General features: G+C 68.6%; 18 protein-coding genes. 14 read left to right on the top strand and 4 right to left on the bottom strand.

Annotated elements, in window-relative coordinates; translation table 11 throughout:
• Positions 1 to 172 precede the first annotated feature (172 nt).
• Positions 173 to 418: a hypothetical protein gene (locus BLW48_RS35800; protein ID WP_256330743.1), complete on the top strand. Its 246-nt coding sequence runs from the start codon at positions 173 to 175 to the stop codon at positions 416 to 418.
• 19 nt (positions 419 to 437) lie between these two features.
• On the opposite strand, the gene tgt is transcribed toward BLW48_RS35800, so the two are convergent.
• Complete coding sequence (gene tgt, locus BLW48_RS09520; protein ID WP_093174262.1) at positions 438 to 1,610, bottom strand: tRNA guanosine(34) transglycosylase Tgt; 1,173 nt, start codon at positions 1,608 to 1,610, stop codon at positions 438 to 440.
• 5 nt (positions 1,611 to 1,615) lie between these two features.
• On the bottom strand, positions 1,616 to 2,659 hold the full coding sequence (gene queA / locus BLW48_RS09515) for a tRNA preQ1(34) S-adenosylmethionine ribosyltransferase-isomerase QueA (RefSeq protein ID WP_093076169.1): 1,044 nt from the start codon (positions 2,657 to 2,659) through the stop codon (positions 1,616 to 1,618).
• An 82-nt stretch (positions 2,660 to 2,741) separates the two neighbouring features.
• On the opposite strand from queA, the gene recG reads away from it, so the two are divergent.
• Positions 2,742 to 4,868: an ATP-dependent DNA helicase RecG gene (gene recG / locus BLW48_RS09510; RefSeq protein WP_093174260.1), complete on the top strand. Its 2,127-nt coding sequence runs from the start codon at positions 2,742 to 2,744 to the stop codon at positions 4,866 to 4,868.
• Between the two features lie 6 nt (positions 4,869 to 4,874).
• Here the strand turns inward: recG and BLW48_RS09505 are convergent, their stop codons facing one another.
• Positions 4,875 to 5,507 carry a LysE family translocator gene (locus BLW48_RS09505; RefSeq protein ID WP_093174258.1) on the bottom strand — a complete coding sequence of 211 codons (633 nt, stop codon included), beginning with the start codon at positions 5,505 to 5,507 and terminating at the stop codon, positions 4,875 to 4,877.
• A gap of 74 nt (positions 5,508 to 5,581) precedes the next feature.
• On the opposite strand from BLW48_RS09505, the gene BLW48_RS35600 reads away from it, so the two are divergent.
• Positions 5,582 to 5,740 carry a hypothetical protein gene (locus BLW48_RS35600; RefSeq protein WP_218137500.1) on the top strand — a complete coding sequence of 53 codons (159 nt, stop codon included), beginning with the start codon at positions 5,582 to 5,584 and terminating at the stop codon, positions 5,738 to 5,740.
• Here the strand turns inward: BLW48_RS35600 and BLW48_RS09500 are convergent.
• Positions 5,737 to 6,441: a GntR family transcriptional regulator gene (locus BLW48_RS09500; RefSeq protein WP_093055458.1), complete on the bottom strand. Its 705-nt coding sequence runs from the start codon at positions 6,439 to 6,441 to the stop codon at positions 5,737 to 5,739. The two genes, BLW48_RS35600 and BLW48_RS09500, sit on opposite strands and share 4 nt — an antisense overlap.
• A 292-nt stretch (positions 6,442 to 6,733) precedes the next feature.
• Between BLW48_RS09500 and BLW48_RS09495 the strand changes: the two genes are divergently transcribed.
• The 11 genes from BLW48_RS09495 (at position 6,734) to BLW48_RS09445 (ending at position 25,048) form a co-directional block, all read left to right on the top strand.
• Positions 6,734 to 7,474, top strand: a complete 741-nt coding sequence (locus BLW48_RS09495) for a DUF969 domain-containing protein (protein WP_093055460.1) — start codon at positions 6,734 to 6,736, stop codon at positions 7,472 to 7,474.
• A 2-nt stretch (positions 7,475 to 7,476) separates the two neighbouring features.
• A complete protein-coding gene (locus BLW48_RS09490) occupies positions 7,477 to 8,433 on the top strand; it encodes a DUF979 domain-containing protein (protein ID WP_093055462.1) in 957 nt (318 codons plus the stop codon).
• A 10-nt stretch (positions 8,434 to 8,443) separates the two neighbouring features.
• The gene (gene pcp / locus BLW48_RS09485; RefSeq protein WP_093174256.1) at positions 8,444 to 9,121 is read left to right on the top strand and encodes a pyroglutamyl-peptidase I; all 678 of its coding nucleotides are present in this window, start codon (positions 8,444 to 8,446) and stop codon (positions 9,119 to 9,121) included.
• A gap of 17 nt (positions 9,122 to 9,138) precedes the next feature.
• Complete coding sequence (locus tag BLW48_RS09480) at positions 9,139 to 9,906, top strand: LamB/YcsF family protein (protein WP_093174253.1); 768 nt, start codon at positions 9,139 to 9,141, stop codon at positions 9,904 to 9,906.
• A 2-nt stretch (positions 9,907 to 9,908) separates the two neighbouring features.
• Positions 9,909 to 11,501 (top strand): 5-oxoprolinase subunit B/C family protein, encoded by a 1,593-nt coding sequence (locus BLW48_RS09475; protein WP_093174893.1) that lies wholly within the window; start codon positions 9,909 to 9,911, stop codon positions 11,499 to 11,501.
• 10 nt (positions 11,502 to 11,511) lie between these two features.
• Positions 11,512 to 13,242 carry an acetyl/propionyl/methylcrotonyl-CoA carboxylase subunit alpha gene (locus tag BLW48_RS09470; RefSeq protein WP_093174251.1) on the top strand — a complete coding sequence of 577 codons (1,731 nt, stop codon included), beginning with the start codon at positions 11,512 to 11,514 and terminating at the stop codon, positions 13,240 to 13,242.
• 4 nt (positions 13,243 to 13,246) lie between these two features.
• Positions 13,247 to 14,248, top strand: coding sequence for a TRAP transporter substrate-binding protein (locus BLW48_RS09465; RefSeq protein ID WP_093174249.1), 1,002 nt, complete (start codon positions 13,247 to 13,249; stop codon positions 14,246 to 14,248).
• 293 nt (positions 14,249 to 14,541) lie between these two features.
• The gene (locus tag BLW48_RS09460; protein WP_093174890.1) at positions 14,542 to 22,047 is read left to right on the top strand and encodes a non-ribosomal peptide synthetase; all 7,506 of its coding nucleotides are present in this window, start codon (positions 14,542 to 14,544) and stop codon (positions 22,045 to 22,047) included.
• 10 nt (positions 22,048 to 22,057) lie between these two features.
• On the top strand, positions 22,058 to 23,377 hold the full coding sequence (locus BLW48_RS09455) for a glycosyltransferase (RefSeq protein WP_093174247.1): 1,320 nt from the start codon (positions 22,058 to 22,060) through the stop codon (positions 23,375 to 23,377).
• 29 nt (positions 23,378 to 23,406) lie between these two features.
• Positions 23,407 to 23,628: an MbtH family protein gene (locus BLW48_RS09450; RefSeq protein ID WP_093055474.1), complete on the top strand. Its 222-nt coding sequence runs from the start codon at positions 23,407 to 23,409 to the stop codon at positions 23,626 to 23,628.
• A 172-nt stretch (positions 23,629 to 23,800) separates the two neighbouring features.
• Positions 23,801 to 25,048 (top strand): acyltransferase family protein, encoded by a 1,248-nt coding sequence (locus tag BLW48_RS09445; RefSeq protein ID WP_093174245.1) that lies wholly within the window; start codon positions 23,801 to 23,803, stop codon positions 25,046 to 25,048.
• The last annotated feature ends 11 nt before the right edge of the window (positions 25,049 to 25,059 follow it).

Here is a 25,059-nt window from a genome sequence, read left to right as displayed (position 1 = left end):
TACGGCGAATGGGCAGCGCGGGCCTGTGTGACTACGCTTGCCCGCATGACGAAGACCTTTCCCCGCCGCGCCCTCCTTGCGCTCTCGCTTCTCCCTGCCGCCCTGGCCGTGCGCTCAGTTCGCGCCCAGGCGCCGGCAGCGCCCGTGCAGCTCTTCAAGGTGGTCTCGCCGCGTGACGAGGTTGTCGTGGGCGTCGATGCGGCGCAGCTCGGCGCGGGTTCCAACCCCGCCGTGGAGCGGCCGGCTGGCCGCACAGCTCGCGGCGAAGGGGCAGCTCACGCTCTGGCAATACGCCTCGCACAAGGACGCAAGTGGTGCGCTGGTGCAGGCGCCGCTCAAGCAGATCGTCGTCTTCAAGAACGAGCTGCTGCGCATCGAGCCCTATGCGACGCCGCTGCCGATCCAGCCCTTGAAGTAGCGGCCGGCAGCCCTGGGCGTCAGACGCCGCGTGCGCGCTCCGACTTGAAGCGCGCGCGAAACTCCGTGAACGTGCCCGCGTCCAGCGCCTCGCGAATCTCGCTCATCAGGTTCAGGTAATAGTGCAGGTTGTGGATGGTCGTGAGCATCGGCCCCAGCATCTCGCCGCAGCGGTCCAGGTGATGCAGGTAGGCGCGGCTGAAGCCCTCGCGCCCGCCGTCGTTCCAGCTCACGCCCGAGGTGCCCGCGCAGGCGTGGCAGGTGCAGCTCGGGTCGATCGGCTGCGGGTCGCTCTTGTGGCGCGCGTTGCGCATCTTCAGGTCGCCGAAGCGGGTGAAGAGCGTGCCGTTGCGCGCATTGCGCGTGGGCATCACGCAGTCGAACATGTCGACGCCGTCGGCCACGCCCTGCACCAGGTCTTCGGGCGTGCCCACGCCCATCAGGTAGCGCGGCTTGTTCGCGGGCAGCCGGTGCGGCGTGTGGCCCATGATGTGCAGCATCTCTTCCTTGGGCTCGCCCACGCTCACGCCGCCGATGGCATAGCCAGGAAAGTCCATGTCGACCAGCGCGGCCAGCGACTCTTCGCGCAGGTTCTCGAACATGCCGCCTTGCACGATGCCGAAGAGGGCGTTCGGATTCTCGAGCCGCGCGAACTCGCTCTGGCAGCGCTTGGCCCAGCGCAGGCTCAGCTCCATCGAGATGCGCGCCTCGGCCTCGGTCGTGATGTGGCCCTTGGTGTCGTAGGGCGTGCACTCGTCGAACTGCATCACGATGTCGCTGTTGAGGATGGTCTGGATCTGCATCGAGACCTCCGGCGTGAGGAACAGCTTGTCGCCATTGACGGGCGACGCGAACTTCACGCCCTCTTCGCTGATCTTGCGCATTGCGCCCAGCGACCACACCTGGAAGCCGCCCGAGTCGGTGAGGATGGGCTTGTCCCACTTCTCGAACTGGTGCAGCCCGCCGAAGCTCGCCATCACGTCGAGGCCGGGGCGCATCCACAGGTGGAAGGTGTTGCCCAGGATGATCTGCGCGCCCATCTCTTCCAGGCTGCGCGGCATCACGCCCTTGACGGTGCCATACGTGCCCACGGGCATGAAGATCGGCGTCTGCACCTTGCCGTGGTTGAGCGTGAGCGTGGCGCGGCGCGCGTGGCTGTCGGGGTCGGTCTTGAGGAGTTCGAAGTTCAGCATGTCATTCAGTCCTTGGTCCGTGCGAGCAGCATGGCGTCGCCGTAGCTGAAGAAGCGGTATTGATGGGCGATGGCGTGGGCATAAAGCGCCATCACGCGCTCGTAGCCCGCGAAGGCCGAGACCAGCATCATCAGCGTGCTCTTGGGCAAATGGAAGTTCGTCACCAGCAGGTCGACGTGCTCGAAGGCGAAGCCCGGCGTGATGAAGATGCGTGTGTCGCCCGTGGCCTCGCCGCTCTTGGCCCACGACTCGAGCGTGCGCACGGTGGTCGTGCCGACCGCGACGATGCGTCCGCCCCGCGCCTTGCACTCGGCAATGGCGCGCTGCGTGGCCTCGGGAACCTCGTAGCGCTCGGCGTGCATCGTGTGTTCGGCGATGTTCTCGGTCTTCACCGGCTGGAAGGTGCCGGCGCCCACGTGCAGCGTGACGTTGGCGCGCTGCACGCCGCGCGCTTCGAGCTCGGCCAGCAGGCCTTCGTCGAAATGCAGCGCGGCCGTGGGTGCTGCCACCGCGCCGGGCACGCGCGCGAACACGGTCTGGTAGCGGCTTTCGTCGTCGGCCGAATCGGTGTGCGTGATGTAGGGCGGCAGCGGCACGTGGCCGCAGCGGGCCATCAGCGCATACGGGTCTTCGCCCGCGTCGCTCTCGAAGCCGAAGCGGAACAGCGCACCCTGCTCATCGGGCCAGCGGCCGAGCAGCGTCGCGCGAAAGCCGCCGACCATCTCCAGCGTGGTGCCGACAGGCGGCTTCTTGCTGACCTTCATGTGCGCCACGACCTCGTGGCCCTGCAGCACGCGCTCGACCAGGAGTTCGAGCTTGCCGCCGGTGGGCTTCTCGCCGAACAGGCGCGCCTTGACCACGCGCGTGTCGTTGAAGACCAGCAGGTCGCCCGCGCGCAGCAGCGAAGGCAGGTGCTTGAAGATACGGTCGACCGGCGCGGGCCCTGTTCCGTCGAGCAGACGGGAGGATGTGCGTTCGGTGGCCGGGTGTTGCGCCACCAGATCGGGTGGCAATGCGAAATCGAAATCGGAGAGCGTGAAGGCGCGCATGGTGCTTGAGGGCCGGACGGGCCCGTGCCAAGGAGGCATGGGGAAAAGAAAAAACAGGGCGGGAGCCGGGCAGAATTGTCCCATGCCCGCCGCGTCCAAGCCCGAACCGCCCGAAAAGACCGCAGCCGCGCCTGCGGCACCGGCGGCACCAGGTTCGGGCCTGAGCCTCGTGCAGCGCGCGCTGCGCAAGCTCGGCCTCGTGCGCGACATCGACTTCGCGCTCTACCTGCCGATGCGCTACGAGGACGAGACGCGCATCGTGCGGCTCGCCGACACGCGTGACGGCGACATGGCGCAGGTCGAAGGCGTCGTCACCGAATGCGAGGTGGTGTACCGCCCGCGCCGCCAGTTGCTGGCGACCATCGACGACGGCAGCGACACCTGCCAGCTGCGCTTCTTCAACTTCTATCCCTCGCAGCAGAAGCAGCTGGCGATCGGCGCGCGGGTGCGCGTGCGGGGCGAGATGCGCGGCGGTTTCGTGGGGCGGCAGATGATGCATCCGACCGTGAAGGCGGCCGGCACCGCGCTGCCGAATGCGCTCACGCCGGTGTATTCGACCGTGGCCGGGCTGGCGCAGCCTGTGCTGCGGCGCGAGGTGCGTTCGGGCCTTGCCCGTGCGGTGCTCGACGAGACGATTCCCGTGCAGATCGGCCTGCGCGGTGCGTGGGACCTGCGCGCCTCGCTGAGCTTCCTGCACTACCCGACGCCCGACGTGGCGATGGCCACGCTCGAAGACCACAGCCATCCGGCCTGGCAGCGCATCAAGGCCGAGGAACTGCTCGCGCAGCAGCTGTCGCAGCTGCAGGCCCGGCTTGAGCGCGCGGCGCAGCGTGCGCCGGTGCTGCCCGCGCCTGCCGAGCCGGTCGCGACTTCGCTGCACGCGCAGCTGCTCGCGGTGCTGCCCTTCGGCCTTACCGGCGCGCAGCAGCGCGTGGGCGAAGAGATCACGCGCGACCTGGGCCGCGAGATACCGATGCACCGCCTGCTGCAGGGCGACGTGGGCTCGGGCAAGACCGTGGTGGCGGCGCTCGCGGCGGCGCGCTGCATCGACGCGGGTTTTCAGTGTGCGCTGATGGCCCCCACCGAAATCCTCGCGGCGCAGCATTTCGGCAAGCTGGTCGGCTGGCTCGATCCGTTGCTGGCCGAGCGCGGCCTGCGCGTGGCGTGGCTCACGGGCAGCCAGAAGAAAAAGGAGCGCGATGGGATGTCCGCCGCCGTCGAAAGCGGCGAGGCGGCGCTGGTCATCGGCACCCACGCGGTCATCTCGGAGAAGGTGCGTTTCAAGAACCTCGCGCTGGCCATCATCGACGAGCAGCATCGCTTCGGCGTGGCGCAGCGCCTGGCCTTGCGCGGCAAGGCCGGCGGGCACCTGGAGCCGCATCTGTTGATGATGAGCGCCACGCCCATCCCCCGCACGCTCGCGATGAGCTACTACGCCGACCTCGACGTGTCGACGCTGGACGAGCTTCCGCCGGGCCGCACGCCCATCGTCACCAAGCTGGTGGCCGACCACCGGCGCGATGAAGTCATCGACCGCATCCATGCGCAGATCGCGCAGGGCCGGCAGGTGTACTGGGTGTGTCCGCTGATCGAGGAGAGCGAAGCGGTCGACCTGCGCAACGCGACCGAGACGCGCGACGAACTGGCCGAGACGCTGGGCGATCCCATCCAGGTCGGCCTGCTGCATTCGCGCATGCCCACGGCCGAGAAGCAGGCGGTGATGGCCGCATTCACCGCCAATGAAATCCAGGTGCTGGTGAGCACGACCGTGATCGAAGTGGGCGTCGACGTGCCCAATGCCTCGCTGATGGTGATCGAACATGCCGAGCGCTTCGGCCTCTCGCAGCTGCACCAGCTGCGCGGCCGCGTGGGGCGCGGCGCGGCGGCCTCGGCCTGCGTGCTGCTCTATGCGCCGGGCGACAGCGGCCGCGTCGGCGAGGCGGCGCGTGCGCGGCTCAAGGCGATGGCCGAGACCAGCGACGGCTTCGAGATCGCCCGGCGCGACCTGGAGATTCGAGGGCCCGGCGAATTCCTTGGCGCGCGGCAGTCGGGCGCACCGCTGCTGCGTTTTGCCGACCTCACGACCGACACGCTGCTGCTCGACTGGGCCCGTGAGCTCGCGCCGGTCATGCTCCGCAAGCATCCCGACCTGGCCCAGCGCCACATCGACCGCTGGCTCGGCACCAAGGCCGAGTACCTGAAGGCCTGAGGAAGATCAGGCTGCAGGACGGCGCGTGAAGGCCAGGATGAGGCCGAAGCCGACCATCATGCTGCCGCTCACCCGGTTGAACCAGCGCATCGCACGGCTGCCATCGGCCAGCCGGCGCATGCGCGCACCGAGCATCGCGTAGAGCGCGATCGCGACCAGCTCGAACACCAGGAAGGTCACGCCCAGCAGCATGTAGCTGGAGGCGTAGGCACCGGGCACCACGAACTGCGGAAAGAAGGCGGTGAACACCAGGATGGCCTTCGGGTTGCCCGCCGCCACGGTGAACTCCTGCCGCGCAAGCGCGCGCATGGAGGGCGGCGCGGATGCGTCGCGCGCCTGCACCTCGGCCGTCGGCGCCGGGGCGCGCAGCAGGCGGATGCCGATCCACACGAGATACGCCGCACCGATGTACTTGATGACGTCGAAGGCCAGCTCCGACGCCACCAGCACCGCGCCCATGCCCAGCCCCGCGATGGCGATCATGATCGCGAAGGCCACCAGCCGGCCGCTGGCCGCGATCACCGCCGGCGACACGCCGTGCTTTGCGCCGTTGGTCACCGACAGCAGGTTGTTGGGGCCGAAAGCCATGTTGATGGCGAAGCAGGCCGGCAGGAAGAGCAGGTAGGCAGACAGGGTCATGGCGGGTCCGTCGGCGGGGCGTTGCAGGGGCTGCCATTATTTCAGCTCATCCCGAGAAAGCCGCGGCGAATGCCATGACAACGAATTCCCCTCTGAAGATACGCAAGGCCGTGCAGGTCGATCTCCCCGCCATCACCGCCATGCTGGCCGACGACGTGCTCGGCGCAGCGCGCGAGCGCCTGGGGTTCGAGGCCACGCACGAGGGCATGAAGCTCGAACTGGCGGCTGCCTAGTTGTCGATGCCGCTTTCCGGCATCTGCCGCGCGTAGACCGCGAGCACGATGCGCTCGGAGTGAATAAGGTAGTCGTTGAGGGACGCCGAGCCCTCGGCGAACTTGCCGGCCTCGATGAGTTCGAGCAGCTTCGTGTTCATGTCCACATAGGGCGCGTGCAGGAACTCCGGGTCCTTGAGCAGGCCGAAGGCCAGCCGAAGCTCGACGAGGATGTGCGCGAACAGCACGTTCAGCCGCTCGCTGTCGGCCAGCTCCACGATGCCCTTGTGGAACTCCATGTTGGCTGTGCCCACGCCCAGCCAGTCGCCTGCGTCGCGGCATTTCAGGGCCATTTCCACCGCCTCGCGCATGTGCTTCTTGGCTGGGTGGCGCGGGTAGGCCTGCGCCAGCGCCTGGCATTCGATGAGGCGGCGCACCCGGTAGATGTCGATGATCGACGCGATGCTCGGCACCGCCACGAACACGCCGCGGTTCGGCGCGTGCTTGAGCAGCCCTTCCTTGGTCAGCGTGCGGAACACCTCGCGCAGGGTGTTGCGCGAAATCTCGAAGCTGTCGGCCAGCGCGGCCTCCGACAGCCGCTGCCCCGGCGAGAACTCGCCCTTCACGATCTTCTGGCGGATGAGCTCCGCAACCCTGTCGTTGAGCGTCTGCGCGCCGGCGGCTGGCGAGGCAGGTGAAGTCGGGGAGGCCAGTGGAGTCATGCCGGGAGAGGGTGGAAGGAGCGGGGAGTCCGGGCGTTTGTAGCAGGTTTTCCCCGCCGGACGGCACCCGCGCGGCCGCCGCCCGATGCACCAAGTGTTGACACGCTCAGGGTTTTCATGGGGTCAATCAGGCACTGTTGTTGGGCACACTCGTACAAATTGTTCAACAATTTATGAGAAATGAGTGATTCAGGTGATTTGAATTGCTCATTCATTGGCACGCAGTTTGCAAGAAGCGGCTTGCCGGCGCCCCCGCGCAAGGTGTCTCCGAATCCAGAACCGAAAGACCAACATGACTCCTGACATCCCTCATCTGTGGCCGCTGATCGGCGTCGCCGTGATCATTGCGGGCTTCATCCTGCGCTTCAATCCGATGCTGGTGGTGATCGTCACGGCCATCGCCACGGCGATCGCCGCGGGCTTCGGCCCGATGGCGATCCTCACGGCCATCGGCACCGGGTTCATCAAGACCCGCAACCTGCCGCTGATCATTCTTCTGCCGCTGGCGGTGATCGGGCTGCTCGAGCGCCACGGCCTGCGCCAGCACGCGCAGAACTGGATCAGCCGCATCAAGTCGGCCACCGCCGGGCGCCTGCTGATCGTCTACCTCGCGGCGCGCGAACTCACGGCGGCAGTTGGCCTGACCAGCCTGGGCGGCCACCCGCAGATGGTTCGCCCGCTGCTCGCTCCCATGGCCGAAGGCGCCACCGAAACCCGCTACGGCAAGCTGCCCGACCGCATCCGCCACAAGCTGCGCGCCTATGCGGCGGCCACCGACAACGTGGGCCTGTTCTTCGGCGAAGACATCTTCGTGGCCTTCGGCGCCATCGTGCTGATGAGCACCTTCCTGCACGAGGCCGGCATCGACGTCGAGCCGCTGCACATCGCGCTGTGGGGCATCCCGACCGCGATTGCCGCCTTCATCATCCACGCCTGGCGCCTGCGCCGGCTCGACCAGTCGCTGGCACGTGAACTGGGCGGCGCACCGGCGTCCGATGCGCCCGCCGTTCCGGCCACGCAGGAAGGCCGCTGATCATGATTCTCTCGATCCAGCACCTCTACATCCTGGTCGGCCTGATCCTCGCGATCACGGCAGTCATGACGCTGGCCGACCGCCAGCACCCCAAGCGCTACACCAGTGCGCTGTTCTGGGGGCTCTATTCGCTGGTCTTCCTGGTCGGCGACAAGCTGCCGCCCGCCTGGGTCGGCGTGGGCGCCATCGGCATGGCCGTCATTGCCGGCCTGCGCGGCGTCGGCGCGGGCAAGCACAAGGAGCCCACGCCGGCCGAGTACGAAACCAGCGCCAGGCGCCTGGGCAACAAGCTCTTCATGCCGGCGCTGGCGATTCCGCTGGTCACGGTGATCGGCACCGTGCTGATGAGCAAGGTGAAGATCGGCGACGCCTTCCTGCTCGACCCCAAGAACACCACGCTGGTGAGCCTGGGCGTGGGCTGCGTGGTGGCGCTGGCGCTGGCCTGCTGGCTGACGCGCGAGACGCCGGTGCAGGGCATGCGCGAGTCGCGCCGCCTGACCGACGCGCTGGGCTGGGCCGTGGTGCTGCCGCAGATGCTGGGCATGCTGGGCCTGGTGTTCTCCGACGCGGGCGTGGGCAAGGCCGTGGCGTACATCACCACGAGCTACATCAACATGGACATCCGCTTCGTCGCCGTTGCGGTGTACGTGCTGGGCATGGCGCTCTTCACCATCATCATGGGCAACGGCTTCGCGGCCTTCCCGGTGATGACGGGCGGCGTCGGCGTGCCGGTGCTGGTGGGCGTGTACCACGGCGACCCGGCGGTGATGGCGGCCATCGGCATGTTCTCGGGCTACTGCGGGACGCTGATGACGCCGATGGCGGCCAACTTCAACATCGTGCCGGCGGCGCTGCTGGAGCTGCCCGACAAGAACGCGGTGATCAAGGTGCAGATACCGACCGCGGCCGCGCTGCTGGTGGTCAACATCTTCCTGATGTACTTCCTGATGTTCCGCTGAGGCGCCGAGCATGACGAAGACCACCGATGGCGCGGCGCCCCGCGTGCTGCTCGCGGGCTTCGAGCCTTTCGAGAACGATCCCGTCAACCCCGCGTGGGAAATCGCTCGCTCGCTCGACGGCTGGGCCTGCGAAGGCACCGTGGTGCAGGCGGTGCAGCTGCCCTGCGTGTTCGGCCGCGCCATCGACACGCTCGACGAGGCGCTGGTGGGGCCGGCGCCACGGCTGGTGCTGTGCATCGGCGCGGCGGGCGGGCGCACCGAGATCTCGCTGGAGCGCGCGGCGCTGAACGTCGACGACGCGCGCATTCCCGACAACGCGGGCTACCAGCCCATCGACACCGAGGTGGTCGCGGGTGGGCCGGCGGCCTACTTCTCGACGCTTCCCATCAAGGCCATGGTGCGCGACATGCGCGCGGCAGGGCTGCCATCGGCGGTTTCCAACACTGCCGGCACCTTCGTGTGCAACCACATCTTCTACGCACTGATGCACCGCATCGCGACGAGCCCAGCGCTCGCGCACACGCGCGGCGGATTCATCCACGTGCCCTACCTGCCCGAGCAGGCGGCCTCCAAGCCGGGCGTTGCCAGCATGGCGCTGGCCACGCAGGTCGAAGCCTTCCGCGTGGCGATACGCACCGCGCTCACCGTGCGCGACGACGTGCGCGAGACCGCCGGCCGCCTGCATTGATGACCCTGGGACCAACGATGAACATCGACTTGAACAGCGACCTCGGCGAGAGCCTTGGCGTTTGGCGCATGGGCGACGACGCCGCCATGCTTTCCCTCGTGAGCAGCGCCAATGTGGCCTGCGGCTTCCATGCGGGCGACCCGGCCGGCATTCTGCGCACGCTGCGCCAGGCGAAGGAGCGGGGCGTTGCCGTCGGCGCTCACGTAGCCTACCGCGACCTGGTGGGCTTCGGGCGCCGCAACATGGACGTCGACAGCGCCGACCTGCGCGCCGACATCATCTACCAGATCGGCGCACTCAAAGGCCTTGCCGCCGCCGCCGGCACCACCGTGCGCTACGTGAAGCCGCATGGCGCGCTCTACAACACCATCGCCCACGACGAGCGCCAGGCGCGCGACGTGATCGCTGCCATCCGCGAGATCGACCCCGGCCTGTGCCTGGTGGCGCTGGCGGGCTCGCCGCTGCTGGGCTGGGCGCGCGGCGAAGGCCTGCGCGCCGTGGCCGAAGCCTTTGCCGACCGCGCCTACACGCCGCAGGGCACGCTGGTGTCGCGCCGCGAACCCGGCGCCGTGCTGCACGACGCCGACGAAGTGGCCGCGCGCATGCTGCGGCTGGCCACCGACGGCGTGGTCACGGCCATCGACGGCAGCACGGTGCGCATCGAGGCCGAATCGGTCTGCGTGCACGGCGACAGCCCGGGCGCGGTCGAGATGGCGCGGCAGGTGCGCGCGCGGCTCGAACAGGCAGGCGTGACGATCCGCTCCTTCGTGGATTCAGCCGCATGACGATGCGCTTCCTGCCGGTCAATTTGAACGCCGTGCTGGTCGAACTCGACGACCTGCCGCAAACCCTCGCGCTGCTGGCCTCGCTGCGCGCCGAACCCATCGCGGGCATCGAAGAACTGGTGCCTGCGGCGCGCACGTTGCTGATCACTTTCCGCCCGGCCGCCATCACGGCCGATGAACTGGTGCGGCAGGTCGGCGGGCGCAGCCTCGACGCGCGCGAGACGCGCATCGACAAGCGCATCGAGATTCCCGTGCGCTACGACGGTGAAGACCTGGCCGAGGTGGCCGGTCTGCTGGGCATCACGCCCGAGGAGGTGGTTCGCCGCCACACCGGCAGCGACTACACCGTCGCCTTCACCGGCTTCGCGCCGGGCTTTGCTTATCTCTCGGGCGGGCACCCGAGCCTGAACGTGCCGCGCCGCACGGTGCCGCGCACGCGCATTCCGGCGGGCGCGGTCGGCCTTGCGGGCAGCTTCAGCGGCGTCTATCCGCAGGCCAGCCCTGGCGGCTGGCAGATCATCGGCATCACCGATGCGCCGATGTGGGACCTGGCGCGCGAGACGCCGGCGCTGCTGCAGCCGGGCGACACGGTGCGCTTCGTGGATGTCACCGGATTGCCGCAGGCTGTGCCTGTGACCGTGGCATCCGCGCCTTCGCAGCCCGCTGCTGTGGAAGGCGGCTGCGCCTTCGAGATTCGCGCTGCGGGCCTGCAGGCACTGCTGCAGGACGGCGGCCGGCATGGCCAGGCCGGGCAGGGCGTGTCGGCCTCCGGCGCGATGGACCAGCGATCGCTGCAGGCGGCCAACCGGCTGGTCGGCAACGCATCGGACATGGCCTGCATGGAGATTGCCTATGGCGGCTTCCAGTTCGCCTGCCGTGGCGACGCGGTGGTCGCCATCACCGGCGCTGACGGCCCCGTCATGCTGACCCGTGCCGATGGCGCGAAGTGGCCGCTGCCGCGCTACCAGCCCATCGCGCTGGCCGATGGCGACGTGCTTGCGCTCGGCGAGCCGCAGGCCGGCATCCGCAGCTACATCGCCGTGCGCGGCGGCTTCGACATCGCGCCCGTGCTGGGCAGTCTCTCGACCGACACGCTGGCCCGCGTCGGCCCGCCAGCCATTGCCACGGGCGACGTGCTGCCCGTGCGCGCGGTCGCCACCGGCGCCGTGGTCGGTGCGCCCGAAACGCCGCCGGCGGACCTGCCCACCGTGCCGGAAGAAGTCGTGCTCGATATCGTGTTCGGCCCGCGTACCGACTGGTTCACGCCCGATGCGGTCGAGCTTCTGTGCAGCCAGCCGTGGGTGGTCACGCCGCAATCGAACCGCGTCGGCATCCGGCTCGCGGGCGAGGTGCCGCTGGCACGCGCCAATCACGCGGAGCTGCCCAGCGAGGGCACGGCGCGCGGCTCGATCCAGGTGCCGCCCAGCGGCCAGCCCGTGCTGTTCCTGGCCGACCATCCGCTGACCGGCGGCTATCCCGTGATCGCCTCCGTCGCCACCCACCACCTCGACCGCGCGGGGCAGATTCCCGTGAATGCGCGCGTCCGCTTCAGGCCGATGGCCGACGCCGGCTTCGTCGAAACCCTTGCACCGTGAGAGCCTCCCGATGAAAAAACTCCTGATCGCCAACCGCGGCGAAATTGCCGTGCGCATCGCACGCGCCTGTGCCGACCACGGCGTGCAATCGGTCGCGGTGTATGCCGACGCCGACCTGAATGCGCTGCACGTTCGCATGGCCGACGAGGCCTACGGGCTGGATGGCAACAAGCCCGCCGACACCTACCTGAACATCGGCAAGCTGCTGGCGGTGGCCGCGCGCAGCGGCGCCGATGCGGTGCACCCGGGCTACGGCTTTCTCTCGGAGAGCGCCGCGTTCGCGCAGGCCGTCATCGACGCCGGCCTCACCTGGGTCGGCCCGTCGCCGGCCGCGATCGCGATGCTGGGCGACAAGGTGCAGGCCCGTAAGCTCGCGATGAAGGTCGGCGCGCCACTGGTCGCGGGCACGGCCGATCCGGTGAAGAACGCTGGCGAGGTGCTTGCCTTCGCCGAGAAGCACGGATTGCCGGTCGCGATCAAGGCCGCGTTCGGCGGCGGTGGCCGCGGCATCAAGGTGGCGTGGCGGCTCGACGAGGTTGAAGGCCTCTACGAATCGGCCGTGCGCGAAGCGGTAACGGCCTTCGGCCGCGGCGAGTGCTATGTCGAGCAGTTCCTCGACCGCCCGCGCCACGTCGAGGCGCAGGTGCTGGCCGACACGCACGGCAACGTGGTGGTGCTCGGCACGCGCGACTGCTCGCTGCAGCGGCGCAACCAGAAGCTGGTGGAAGAGGCGCCCGCGCCCTTCCTGAGCGACGAGCAGCGCGAACGCATTCACCAGTCGGCGCGCGACATCTGCGCGGAAGCCGGCTACACGGGCGCCGGCACGGTCGAGTTCATGCTGAGCGCGAGCGGTGCGATCTCTTTTCTCGAAGTGAACACGCGGCTGCAGGTGGAGCACCCTGTGACCGAGGAAACCACGGGCATCGATCTCGTGATCGAGCAGCTGCGCATTGCCGAGGGGCTGCCCTTGTCGGTCAGGCAGACGCCGGTGCCGCGCGGCCATGCCTTCGAGTTCCGCATCAACGCCGAGGACGTGGGGCGCGGCTTCATGCCTTCGCCCGGGCCGGTCAAGGTGTTCGATGCGCCTTCGGGCCCCGGCGTGCGTGTCGATGCTGGCGTGGATACCGGCTCGCAGGTGCCGGGCACTTTCGATTCGCTGATGGCCAAGCTCATCGTCACCGGCGCCACGCGCGAGCAGGCCATTGCGCGGGCGCGTCGTGCGCTGAAGGAGTTCCGCATCGAGGGCCTGCCCACGGTGCTGCCGTTTCATCGTGCCGTGATGGCGCACCCGGACTTCGTGTCCGGCGATGCATTCAAGGTGCACACGCGCTGGATCGAGACCGACTTTGCGAATGGCGAGGCCGCAGCTATGCGGCCGGACCCGTTGCCCGATGCGGCCCTGCTGCGCACGTCGATCGAGGTGGATGGGCGGCGGATGTCGCTGGGCCTGCCTGCCGTGCTGCTGAGCGGGCTGTCGGCGGCCGCTGGCGGCGGGGGCGCTGCACCGGTTGAAGCGGCAGCAGTGGTGGACGCCGCAGCCGTGGCCGCGCCGGTCTCCGGCACGGTGCAGGGCTGGAAGGTCGCTGACGGCGACGAGGTCGCAGCGGGCAGTGTCATTGCCGTGATGGAGGCGATGAAGATGGAAATGCAGGTGCTCGCACATCGCGCCGGACGCATCGCGTTCTCGGTCGCCGCTGGCGGCTATGTGGCGGCCGGCGCCGCCATCGCGACCATCGGCTGAGGCCATGAGCCAGCCCCTCATCACCCGCCGGACCTTCGCACTGCTGGTGGGCGGTTCGGGCGCCTTTTCTTCCGCCGTATCTGCCGCTCCCGGGGCGACGGTGTGGCGGCTGGCCACCGGCTATCCGTCGGAAAACTTCCACACGGCCAACCTGCTGGCCATGGCGAAGGAGGTCGGGCTCGCGACCGCAGGGCAACTGCGCATCGAGATCCACGCCGGCAATTCGCTGTTCGCGCTGAACGCCATCCGCGCGGCGGTGCAGGACGGCAAGATCGAGGCCGGCGAAGCCATCATGAGCAGCCTTGCTGCCGACGTGCCGCTGGCCGGCGCCGATTCCGTCCCGTTCATCACCGGCAGCTATGCCGACGCGCAACGGCTCTGGCGTATCCAGCGTCCCCTGATCGAACAGGCCTTCGCCGAGCGCGGGCTGCGCGTGCTCTACGCCGTGGCGTGGCCGCCGCAGGGCCTGTACTCGACCAAGCCGCTCGGCGCGATGAGCGACCTGCGCGGCATGCGGATGCGTGCCTACAACGCCACCACCGCGCGCATCGCGACGCTGATGGGGGCGGTGCCCGTCGACGTGCCGGCCACCGAACTCGACAAGGCGCTGGCGGACGGCCGCATCGACTGCATGATGACCTCCGCCGTCACGGGCGTGGAGAGCCGGGTGTGGCAATCCATGCGCTTCTTCTACGAGATCAATGCCTGGTTTCCCAAGAACCTCGTGTTCGTCAACGACAAGGCCTGGAGCGCCCTCGAGGCGCCTTCGCGCGATGCGTTGAAGGCCGCCGCTGCAGCCGCCGAATTGCGCGGTTGGGCGAACAGCGCTGCCGCAGCAGCACGCTCCATGGACGAATTGCGGCGCAACGGCATGAAGATCGAGCAGGTGTCCTTCCTGTTCAGCCGTGATCTCCAGCGCCTTGGCGAGCACTTCTCGCTGGACTGGGTCAAGCAGGTGGGCGTGGCCGCCAACGGCGTTTTCATTCCGTATTTCGACAAGCGGTGAGGCGGCGAACAGAGGGAAGACCCTACTCGTCGCTGAAGAAGTTGCTGCACCGCAACATGCTTTTGTAGCGGTTTTTTTCCGCAATACGACTAAAGATTCCCAATTCCGGAAACCGCGAATTGGGTGATCGCTTTGCGATGAAATCTTTCGCGCTCAAAGCTCCACGTGAAATGTTTTCACCCGGAAAGCTGTCTCTGAAATTGTTGAAACAGCTTGTACATTGATTCGGAGTTTGCGATTGTTTTCTGAGGGATTCGATCGCTGCCGATTCAATTCAAGACGTGGAGAAGTTCATGAGCACGGTCGATCCCCAGGGCGCCGCATCTGCCCTTACCTCGGGTCAGATGGCGATGTGGCTCGGCGCGAAATTCGCCTCGCCCGACACCAACTTCAATCTCGCCGAAGCTATAGAAATCGACGGCTGGATCGATCCCGCCGTCTTCATGGCCGCCATGCGGCAGGTGACCGAAGAAGCCGAGGCCACGCGCCTGAGCTTTGCCGACACCCCGCAGGGGCCGCGCCAGATCGTCGCGCCCGCTTTCATGCGCGAAATGCCTTACCTGGATTTCAGCGGCGCAGAGGATCCGGCCGCCGCCGCGCAGTCGTGGATGCACGCCGACTTCAGCCGCAAGGATGACCTGGCGCGGGACCAGCTCTGGATGTCCGCGCTGATCCGCATCGCGCCCGAGCGCCACATCTGGTACCACCGCAGCCATCACATCGTGCTCGACGGCTTCGGCGGCGGCCTGGTTGCGCGCCGCTTCGCCGATGTCTACACCGCACGCATCAACGGCACCGAGGTGCCCGAGGCTTCGCGCATCGCGCCCATCTCGCAACTGGCCGAGGAAGAGAAGGCCTACCGCGAGTCCGGCCGCTTCCCGCGCGACCGCCAGTACTGGACGGAACGCTTCGGCGACGCGCCCGATCCGCTGAGCCTTGCTTCGCATCGCTCGGTCAACGTTGGCGGGCTGCTGCGCCAGACGGCGCACCTGCCGGCCGCCAGCGTGCGGGCCCTGGCGGACATCGCGCAGCAGCTGGGCACCACGCTGCCGCAGATCCTGATTGCCACCACCGCGGCCTACCTGTACCGCGCCACCGGCATCGAGGACATGGTGATCGGCATTCCCGTCACCGCGCGCCACAACGACCGCATGCGGCGCGTGCCCGCGATGGTGGCGAACGCATTGCCGCTGCGGCTCGCGATGCGCCCGGACCTGCCGGTGCCTGAGCTCATCAACGAAGTGGGCCGGCAGATGCGGCAGATATTGCGGCACCAGTCGTACCGCTACGAGCACCTGCGCAGCGACCTGAACATGCTGGTCAACAACCGGCAGCTGTTCACCACCGTGGTCAACGTCGAGCCCTTCGACTACGACTTCCGCTTTGCCGGGCATGCCGCCAAGCCGCGCAACCTGTCCAACGGCACGGCAGAGGACCTGGGCATCTTCCTGTACGAGCGCGGCAACGGGCAGGACCTGCAGATCGACTTCGACGCCAATCCGGCGGTCTACACCGCGCAGGAGCTGGCCGATCACCAGCGCCGGCTGCTTGCCTTCATGACGGCAGTGATCCGCCAGCCCGACCAGGCCATCGGCCACATCGACCTGCTGCAAGCCAGCGAGCGCGAGCAACTGCTGGTGACGTGGAACGACACGGCCCATGCGGTGCCCGACACCCATCTCACCGCGTTGATCGAGGCACAGCTTGCGGCCAACCCGCAGGGCATCGCATTGCGCTTCGCCGGCGAGGACATGCGCAACGACGAGCTCAACCGGCGCGCCAACCGCCTCGCGCACCTGCTATGCGCACGCGGCGCGGGCCCGGAGCGCACCGTGGCGCTGGCCATTCCGCGTTCGCTGGACCTGATGGTGGCCTTGCTTGCCACGCTGAAGACCGGCGCCGCCTACCTGCCCGTCGACCCGGACTTTCCGCAGGACCGCATCGCCTTCATGCTCGGCGACGCGCAGCCGGTGTGCCTGGTCACCATCGCAGCGCTCGCGGAGTCGCTGCCGGCAGACGCCCCGAAACTTCTGCTCGATGTAGCGCAAACGTTTGCGGATCTGGCGAATTGCGCCGAAACCGACCCCGCCGTCGCGATCGATCCCTCGCACCCGGCCTACGTGATCTACACCTCGGGCTCGACCGGGAAGCCGAAGGGCGCGGTCGTGTCGCACCGCGCCATCGTCAACCGCCTGCGCTGGATGCAGGACCGCTACGGCCTGCAGGCCGATGACCGCGTGCTGCAGAAGACGCCGTCGAGCTTCGACGTGTCGGTGTGGGAATTCTTCTGGCCGCTGATCGACGGCGCCACGCTGGTGCTGGCAAAGCCGGGCGGCCACAAGGACGCCGCATACCTCGCGGGGCTGATCGCGGACGAAGGCATCACCACGATCCACTTCGTGCCGTCGATGCTGGAGGTTTTCCTGCTCGAACCCATGGCCGCCAATTGCACCTCGCTGCGGCGCGTGATCTGCAGCGGCGAGGCCTTGTCGCCCGCGCTGCAATCGCAGTTCCAGCAGATCCTGCCGTGCGAGTTGCACAACCTCTACGGGCCGACCGAGGCCGCTGTCGACGTCACCTCGTGGGAGTGCCCGCGCACGCCCGAAGACGAGCAGTCGTCGAAGAACGTTCCCACCGTTCCTACCGTTCCGATCGGCCGCCCGATCTGGAACACACAGATGCACGTGCTCGACAGCGGCCTGCAGCCGGTGCCGCCCGGCACGACCGGCGAGCTGTACATCGCGGGCATCGGCCTGGCGCGCGGCTATCTGAACCGCCCGCTGCTGAGCGCCGAGCGCTTCATTGCCAACCCGTACGGCGAACCCGGCAGCCGCATGTACCGCACCGGCGACCTCGCGCGTTGGCGCGCCGACGGCAGCCTGGACTTTCTCGGCCGTGCCGACCAGCAGGTGAAGATCCGCGGCCTGCGCATCGAGCCGGGCGAGATTGAATCGGCGCTGCTGCAGCATCCGCAAGTCGCGCAGGCCGCGGTGATCGCGCGTGAAGACGTGCCGGGCGAGAAGCGCCTTGTGGCCTACGTCGTGGCGGCCGATGCGGCCGACCCGCAGGCAGCCGAACTGCGCACCCACCTCGCGCAAACGCTGCCCGAGTACATGGTGCCCTCGGCCTTCGTCGGCATGCCGGCCTTGCCGCTGGGCCCGAGCGGCAAGCTCGACCGCAAGGCGCTGCCGCCGCCCGAACTGCAGGCGGCCACGCCTTATGCCGCGCCTCGCACGCCCACCGAACGCATCCTCGCGGGGCTCTGGGCCGAGACGCTGCACCTTCCGCGCGTCGGCATCAACGACAACTTCTTCGAGCTCGGCGGGCACTCGCTGATGATCGTGCAGCTGATCTCGATGATCCGCCAGCAGTTCATGATCGACCTGCCGCTGGACACGCTGTTCCAGGTCTCCACCATCGCCGGCCTCGCGGAGCTGCTGGACCAGGCCTCGCAGGCGCGGCCCAGCCTCACGCCGATGCCGCGCCCGGCGCGCATTCCGCTGTCGTTCGCGCAGCGCCGCCTGTGGCTGATGAACCAGCTCGAGAACTCGAACCCGGCCTACAACATGCCGCTGGCCCTGCGCCTTTCGGGCGTGCTCGACCGCGATGCGCTGCAGGCCGCGCTGGACGACCTGGTGCAGCGCCACGAAAGCCTGCGCACCATCTACCCGAACGAAGACGGGCTGCCGTACCAGCAGATCCTCGATGGCGCACAAGCGCGCGCGCTGCTGATCGAAGCCGACAGCAGCGAAGACGAGATCGCTGCCCAGTTGCACGCCGCGGCACGCCTCGGTTTCGACCTCGGCAACACGGCCCCCTTGCGCCCCCATCTGTTCAGGCTGGCCGCCGACGAGCACGTGCTGCTGCTGCTGACGCACCACATCGTCGGCGATGGCGCCTCGCTGCTGCCGCTGGCGCGTGACCTGAGCATCGGCTACGCCGCACGCAGCGAAGGCAAGGCGCCCGGCTGGTCGCCTCTGCCGCTGCAATATGCCGACTACGCGCTGTGGCAGCAGGAACTGCTCGGCAGCGAAGACGACGCCGAGAGCATGGCCGGCCGCCAGCGCGAGTTCTGGCGCGAGACCCTGCGCGACCTGCCGGAGCGGCTGAGCCTGCCGGTCGACCGTCCGCACCCGGCCGTTCCCAGCTACCACGGTGACGTGGTGCCGGTGCAGATACCGGCGCATGTGCACGAGCGCATGCTGCAACTGGCGCGCGACGGCCAGGCCAGCGTCTTCATGGTGCTGCAGGCCGCGCTCGCGGGCTTGCTGAACCGGCTGGGCGCGGGAGACGACATCGTCATCGGCACGCCGGTTGCCGGCCGCAGCGATCATGCGCTGGACGACCTGATCGGCTGCTTCGTCAACCCGCTGGTGCTGCGCACCGACACCTCGGGGCAGCCGGGCCTGCGCGACCTCGTCGCGCGGGTGCGGGCCACCAACCTTGCCGCGTATGCGAACCAGGAGTTCCCGTACGACCGGATCGTGGAACTGCTGCGGCCGCAGCGCTCGGGCGCCAACCTGCCGCTGTTCCAGGTCATGCTGGGATTCCAGCAGGGCGGCAACCGGCTGTCGTTCAGCCTGCCCGGCCTGTCGATCACGCCGCAGCCGGTGGCCGTGGACACCGCCAAGTTCGACCTGTCCTTCATCCTCGACGAACTGCGCGGCGCCGATGGTCTGCCGGGGGGCATTGCCGGCGGCATCCAGTACAGCACCGACCTGTTCGACCGCAGCACCGTCGAAGCCATCGCGGCGCGACTGGTGCGCCTGCTGGAGCAGGCCTGCGACGCGCCCGACGCTGCGCTGGGCAGCCTGGACATCCTGAGCGACGAAGAAAGCCAACGCCTGCTTGCCGACTGGAGCGGCAGCACGCTCGACATCGCGCCGCTCTCGCTGGCCGCCATGGTGGAGTCGCACGCCGCCGCGCGTCCGCATGCGCCGGCGGTGGTGCTCGACGACGCGACGGTCAGCTACGCCGCGCTCGACGTGCGGGCCAACCGGCTTGCGCACCTGCTGCGGGGCCGGGGCATCGGCGCCGACGCCATCGTTGCGACGGTGTTGCCGCGTTCGCTCGATCTCGTCGTGGCGCACCTTGCCATCGTGAAAGCAGGCGCGGCCTACCTGCCCATCGACCCGAACCACATGGCCGGGCGCAGCGCCTTCGTGTTCGGCGAGGCGGCACCCGCGGGCGTGTTGACCCATGCATCGCTGCTGCCGGAACTGGCCGGCATTCCGCATTGCCTGGCGCTCGACAGCGACGAAACGGTCGCCGCACTGGCGATCCAGTCTGACGACCCCGTGTCGCAGTCGCGAGCGGTCGATGCGCGCGATGCCGCCTACGTCATCTACACCTCCGGCTCCACCGGCCTGCCCAAGGGCGTGGTGGTGCCGCATGCCGGCCTGAGCAGCCTTGGCGCATCGATGGCGCAGCGCTTTGCCATCGGCCACGACTCGCGCGTGCTGCAGTTCTCTTCCAGCGGCTTCGACGCTTCGGTGATGGACCTGCTGATGGCCTTTCACGCCGGTGCCGCGCTGGTGGTGCCGTCGCCACAGCAGCTGCTGGGCACGGAACTGGCCGAGCTGCTCGAGCGCCAGGCCGTGAGCCATGCGCTGATTCCGCCGGCTGCGCTGGCAACCCTGCCGCACGGCGAATTCCCGCATCTGCAGACGCTGGTGGTGGGCGGCGATGCCTGCCCCGCCGCGCTGGCCGCGCGCTGGTCGCAAGGTCGTCGCATGATCAATGCGTACGGCCCGACGGAGATCACCATCTGCGCGAGCACGAGCGCGCCGATGAATGCCGAAGAGCAGCCCTCCATCGGCCAGCCGGTCTGGAACACGCGGGTGTACGTGCTCGACGACAGCCTGCAGCCGGTGCCACCCGGTGTCGCGGGCGAGCTCTACATCGCCGGCAACGGGGTAGCGCGCGGCTACCTGAACCGCCCGCTGCTCAGCGCCGAACGCTTCATCGCCAACCCCTTCGGCGAACCCGGCAGCCGCATGTACCGCAGCGGCGACCTGGTGCGCTGGCGCAGCGACGGCAGCCTCGACTTCCTGGGCCGCGCCGACCAGCAGGTGAAGATCCGCGGCTTCCGCATCGAGCTGGGCGAAATCGAATCGGTGCTGCTGCAGCACCCGCTGGTGACGCAGGCGGCAGTGATCGTCCGCGAGGACGTGCCGGGCGAGAAGCGCCTCGTGGCCTACGTGGTCGCTGCGGCCGATCCGCAGCCGATCGAGTTGCGCGCCCACATGGCGAAGGCGCTGCCCGACTACATGGTGCCCTCGGCCTTCGTCCACCTGCCGTTCCTGCCGCTGACCCAGAGCGGCAAGCTCGACCGCAAGACATTGCCGGCGCCCGAGCAGCAGGCCGCTGCGCCATACGCTGAACCCCGCACGCCCACAGAAAGGCAACTGGCCGTGCTCTGGGCCGAGACGCTGCACCTGGAACGCGTCGGCATCCACGACAACTTCTTCGAGCTCGGCGGGCATTCGCTGATGGCCATCCAGCTCGGCATGCGCATCCGCCAGCAGGTGCGTGCGGACTTCCCGCACGCCGAGGTCTACAACCGACCGACCGTCGCCGAACTCGCCGCGTGGCTCGACGACTCTGCCGGCACGGCCGAGGCGCTGGACCTGTCGCGCGAACTCGATCTGCCCGCGCACATCCGCAGCCAGGATGCTTCGCCGCCGCTGGCTGCAAAGCGCGTGTTCCTGACCGGCGCCAGCGGCTTCGTCGGCAGCCACCTGCTGGCTGCGCTGCTGCGCGACACATCGGCCTGCGTGGTCTGCCACGTGCGCGCCGCCGACGAAGAGGCGGGCAAGCGCCGCCTGAAGCTCACGCTGGCCCAGCGCCAGCTCGGCGCGATCTGGAACGACACGCGCATCAAGGTCGTCACCGGCGACCTCGGCAAGCCGCTGCTCGGCCTCGACGACAGCGCCGTACAACTGGTGCGCGACGGCTGCGACGCCATCTACCACTGCGCCGCGCAGGTCGACTTCCTGCATCCTTATGCCAGCCTGAAGCCCGCCAATGTCGACAGCGTGGTCACGCTGCTCGAGTGGACGTCGCAGGGCCGGCCCAAGAGCATGCATTACGTCTCGACGCTGGCGGTGATCGACCAGAACAACAAGGACGGCACGGTCACCGAGCAGTCGGCTCTTGCTTCCTGGAGCGGGCTGGTCGACGGCTACAGCCAGAGCAAATGGGTCGGCGATGCGCTGGCCCGCGTGGCGCAGGCACGCGGCATGCCGGTCGCGATCTACCGGCTGGGGGCGGTCACCGGCGACCACACCCACGCGATCTGCAACGCCGACGACCTGATCTGGCGCGTGGCGCATCTCTATGCCGACCTGGAAGCGATTCCCGACATGGACCTGCCGCTCAACCTGACGCCGGTGGACGACGTGGCGCGCGCCATCCTCGGCCTTGCGGGCCAGCAGGCGTCGTGGGGCCAGGTGTTCCACCTGATGAGCCAGGAGGCGCTGCGGGTGCGCGACATTCCGCCGGTGTTCGAGCGGCTTGGCATGCGGCTCGAACCGGTGGGGCTCGAGCCCTGGCTGGAGCGGGCGCATGCACGGCTCGCCGTGGGGCAGGACCGCGACCTTGCCGCGGTGCTGGCGATTCTCGACCGCTACGACACCTCGGCCACGCCGCCGCAGGTCAGCGGCGCGGCCACGCATGCACAGCTCGAAGCCATCGGCGCGGCGATCCGCCCGGTGGACCGCGAGCTGCTGCAGCGCTACTTCGTCGACCTCGGCATCGACACCAAGGCACGCCGTGCCCTGGAAACCAGCGCTTCATAGGAGATCCGACATGGCACGCTATCTCATCGCGGCAACCGCATTGCCGGGGCATGTGTTGCCGATGCTGGCCATCGCCCAGCATCTTGTGAACCTCGGGCACGAGGTGCGGGTGCACACCGCGAGCCGGTTCCGGGCGCAGGCCGAGGCCACCGGCGCAAGCTTCACCGCCTTCGACGCCGCGATCGACTTCGACTACCGCGAGCTCGACCAGCGCTTTCCACAGCGCCAGCGCCTGCCGTCTGCGCATGCGCAGCTGTGCTTCGGCCTGAAGCACTTCTTTGCCGACGCCATGGCCGCGCAACGGGCCGGCCTGGGCGCGATCCTGCAAGACTTCGAGGCCGACGCCATCGTGGTCGACACGATGTTCTGCGGCACCTTTCCGCTGCTGCTGGGGCCGCGCGAGCATCGCCCGGCGATCGTTGCCATAGGCATCTCGGCGCTGCCGCTGTCCAGCTGCGACACGGCCTTCTTCGGCACCGCGCTGCCGCCGTCGTCCACGCCGGAAGGGCGCGTGCGCAACCGGGCGATGAACGCCAACCTCAAGCAGGCGATGTTCGGCGAGGTGCAGCGCTACTTCGATGCGTTGCTGACATGCGCAGGCCTTCCCGCGCTGCCGGACTTCTTCATCGACGCCATGGTCAAGCTGCCGGACCTGTATCTGCAGCTGACGGCGGCGTCCTTCGAATACCCGCGCAGCGACTTGCCCGCCTCGGTGCGTTTTGTCGGCCCGCTGCTCGCGCCCGCCAGCCGCGACTTCACGCCGCCCGACTGGTGGCACGAGCTGGACGACGGCCGCTCGGTCGTGCTGGTCACGCAAGGCACGCTGGCCAACCAGAACCCGGCGCAGTTGATCGGCCCGACATTGCAGGCGCTGGCCGGGGTGAAGGACATCCAGGTCATCGCCACCACCGGCGGCCCGCTGCCGGCCGCGCTGAACATGGCGGTTCCCGCCAACGCCCGCGTGCTGCCGTTCCTGCCCTACGACCGGCTGCTGCCCAAGGTGCATGCGATGGTGACTAACGGCGGCTACGGCTCGGTCAACCATGCGCTGAGCCTCGGCGTGCCGCTGGTGGTGGCCGGAGCCACCGAGGAAAAGCCCGAGATCGCCGCGCGCGTGGCGTGGTCGGGCGCGGGCATCAACCTCGGCAACGGCCAGCCGAGCGCACGCCAGATCGGCGACGCCGTGCGCAGGCTGTTGAGCGAACCCAGCTACCGCCAGCGTGCGGGCGTGCTGCGCGAGGACTTCGCGCGCCATCACGCATTGACCGAAATCACCACGGCCCTCGTGGCACTGCGCGAGGCAGCCCCCGAGTCCGTGGAAATGGCTTGAACGCCTGAACCCATTCAAGGAAATCGACCATGAGCAACCCGTTTGACGACAAGAACGCCACCTTCCTGGTGCTGGTGAATGAAGAAGGCCAGCACTCGCTGTGGCCGAGCTTCATCGAGGTGCCCGCCGGCTGGCAGGTCGCGCTGGCCGCGACCGACAGGGCGGCCTGCAGCGCCTTCATCGAGGCGAATTGGACCGACATGCGGCCGCGATCCCTTGCGGCCATGGACCTCGATGCCGCCAAGGCATGAGGGTGTTTGCCCTGCATCGGCGCGGCGCTGCCTGGGCATATGCGTCGCGGTTCCGGTCGCCTGCTGCCGATGACTTGAACAAGGAACGCACCGAGCCGGCGGGGGGAGGGGGCGGCGTTCTTGCGAAGGCGCCTGGAGCAAGAAGGCAACAACAGAGCAGGCCGCGCCAGCGATGAGCGTCTTGTCCGTCTGGCCGTATTTCGTGCTCGTGCTGGTCGTGCTCGGTGCGCTGGCGCTGCCGGTTTTCCGCGCGGCCGACGAACCGCCGCAGCGCGACCAGCGCACCGCGACGCTCGACGGGCTGCGCGGCTTTCTCGCGCTGAGCGTGTTCGTGCACCACCTGACGGTGACCCACGGCTACATCGAGCGCGGCGAATGGACGTTTCCACACTCGGGCTTCCACACCCTGCTCGGGCAGGTCGGCGTAACGGTCTTCTTCATGATCACCGGCTTCCTGTTCTGGGGGAAATTGCTCGACGCCAAGGGCCGGCCGGACTGGACGAGCCTCTACGTCGGCCGGCTCTGGCGCATCGGGCCGATGTACATGGTGGCGGTGGGCCTGATGTTTCTCATCGTCGCCTGGAGAACCGGGTTCGAGCTCAAGGAGCCGGGCTGGTCCGTGCTGGGCGAGATGCTGCAGTGGCTGGCCCTTGGCATCGTGCCGATGCAGCCCGACATCAACGGCTATGACGGGACAAGGTTCATCCTCGCGGGCGTGACCTGGACAGTCTTTGTGGAATGGCTGTTCTACGGATCGCTCCGGCTGATGGCGCCGCTCGCGCGCGGTGGGCGGACGCCGCGCTTCGTCGCCGGCGCCTTGCTGCTGTGCCTGCTGGTGCTGACGCTCTCCGCGCTTTCGCCGGACGGATCGCTTTGGCACCCGACGCTTTTGCTTGTGATCGGCGCCCTGGCGTGGGTGCTGGCGTCGTTCCTCATGGGCATGCTGTCGGCTTGGCTGATCCGTCGCGATGGCGCGAGCATGGCGAGGCTGCGACTGCCGGAATGGGCGGCTTCGCTGCTCGCACTGGTCTGCCTCGGTGCCGTGTTTCTCTGGTTCGAGCACATGGTGGGGCCCATTCAGGCCTTGCTGCTCTGGGTCTTCTTTCACCTGGTCTGCCGCGGCGGCACGCTGTTCGGCCTGCTGGCCACGCGCGCGGCCCGGCGCATGAGCACGGTGAGCTACAGCATCTATCTGCTGCAGGGGCTCGTTCTGACCGTGGTCTTCGCGGCACCGCCGGTGCGCGATTTCGCGATGACCGGCGCGCTGCAGTACTGGCTGGTGGGCATCCTCTGCGCGCTGCTGCTCGTGGCGGCCTCGGTCGTCAGCTACCGCCTGGTCGAGAAGCCGGGTATCGCGCAAGGCAAGCGTGCGCGATCCGGCCTGCGCCGGCTGCCCGCCGCACAGGGCGCCCGGCCCTGAGGGGGGCGGAT

Source organism: Variovorax sp. YR266, assembly GCF_900107295.1.
In the GTDB taxonomy this organism is placed as follows: Bacteria; Pseudomonadota; Gammaproteobacteria; order Burkholderiales; family Burkholderiaceae_C; genus Variovorax.
This window is presented reverse-complemented; position numbering and strand designations above follow the sequence as displayed.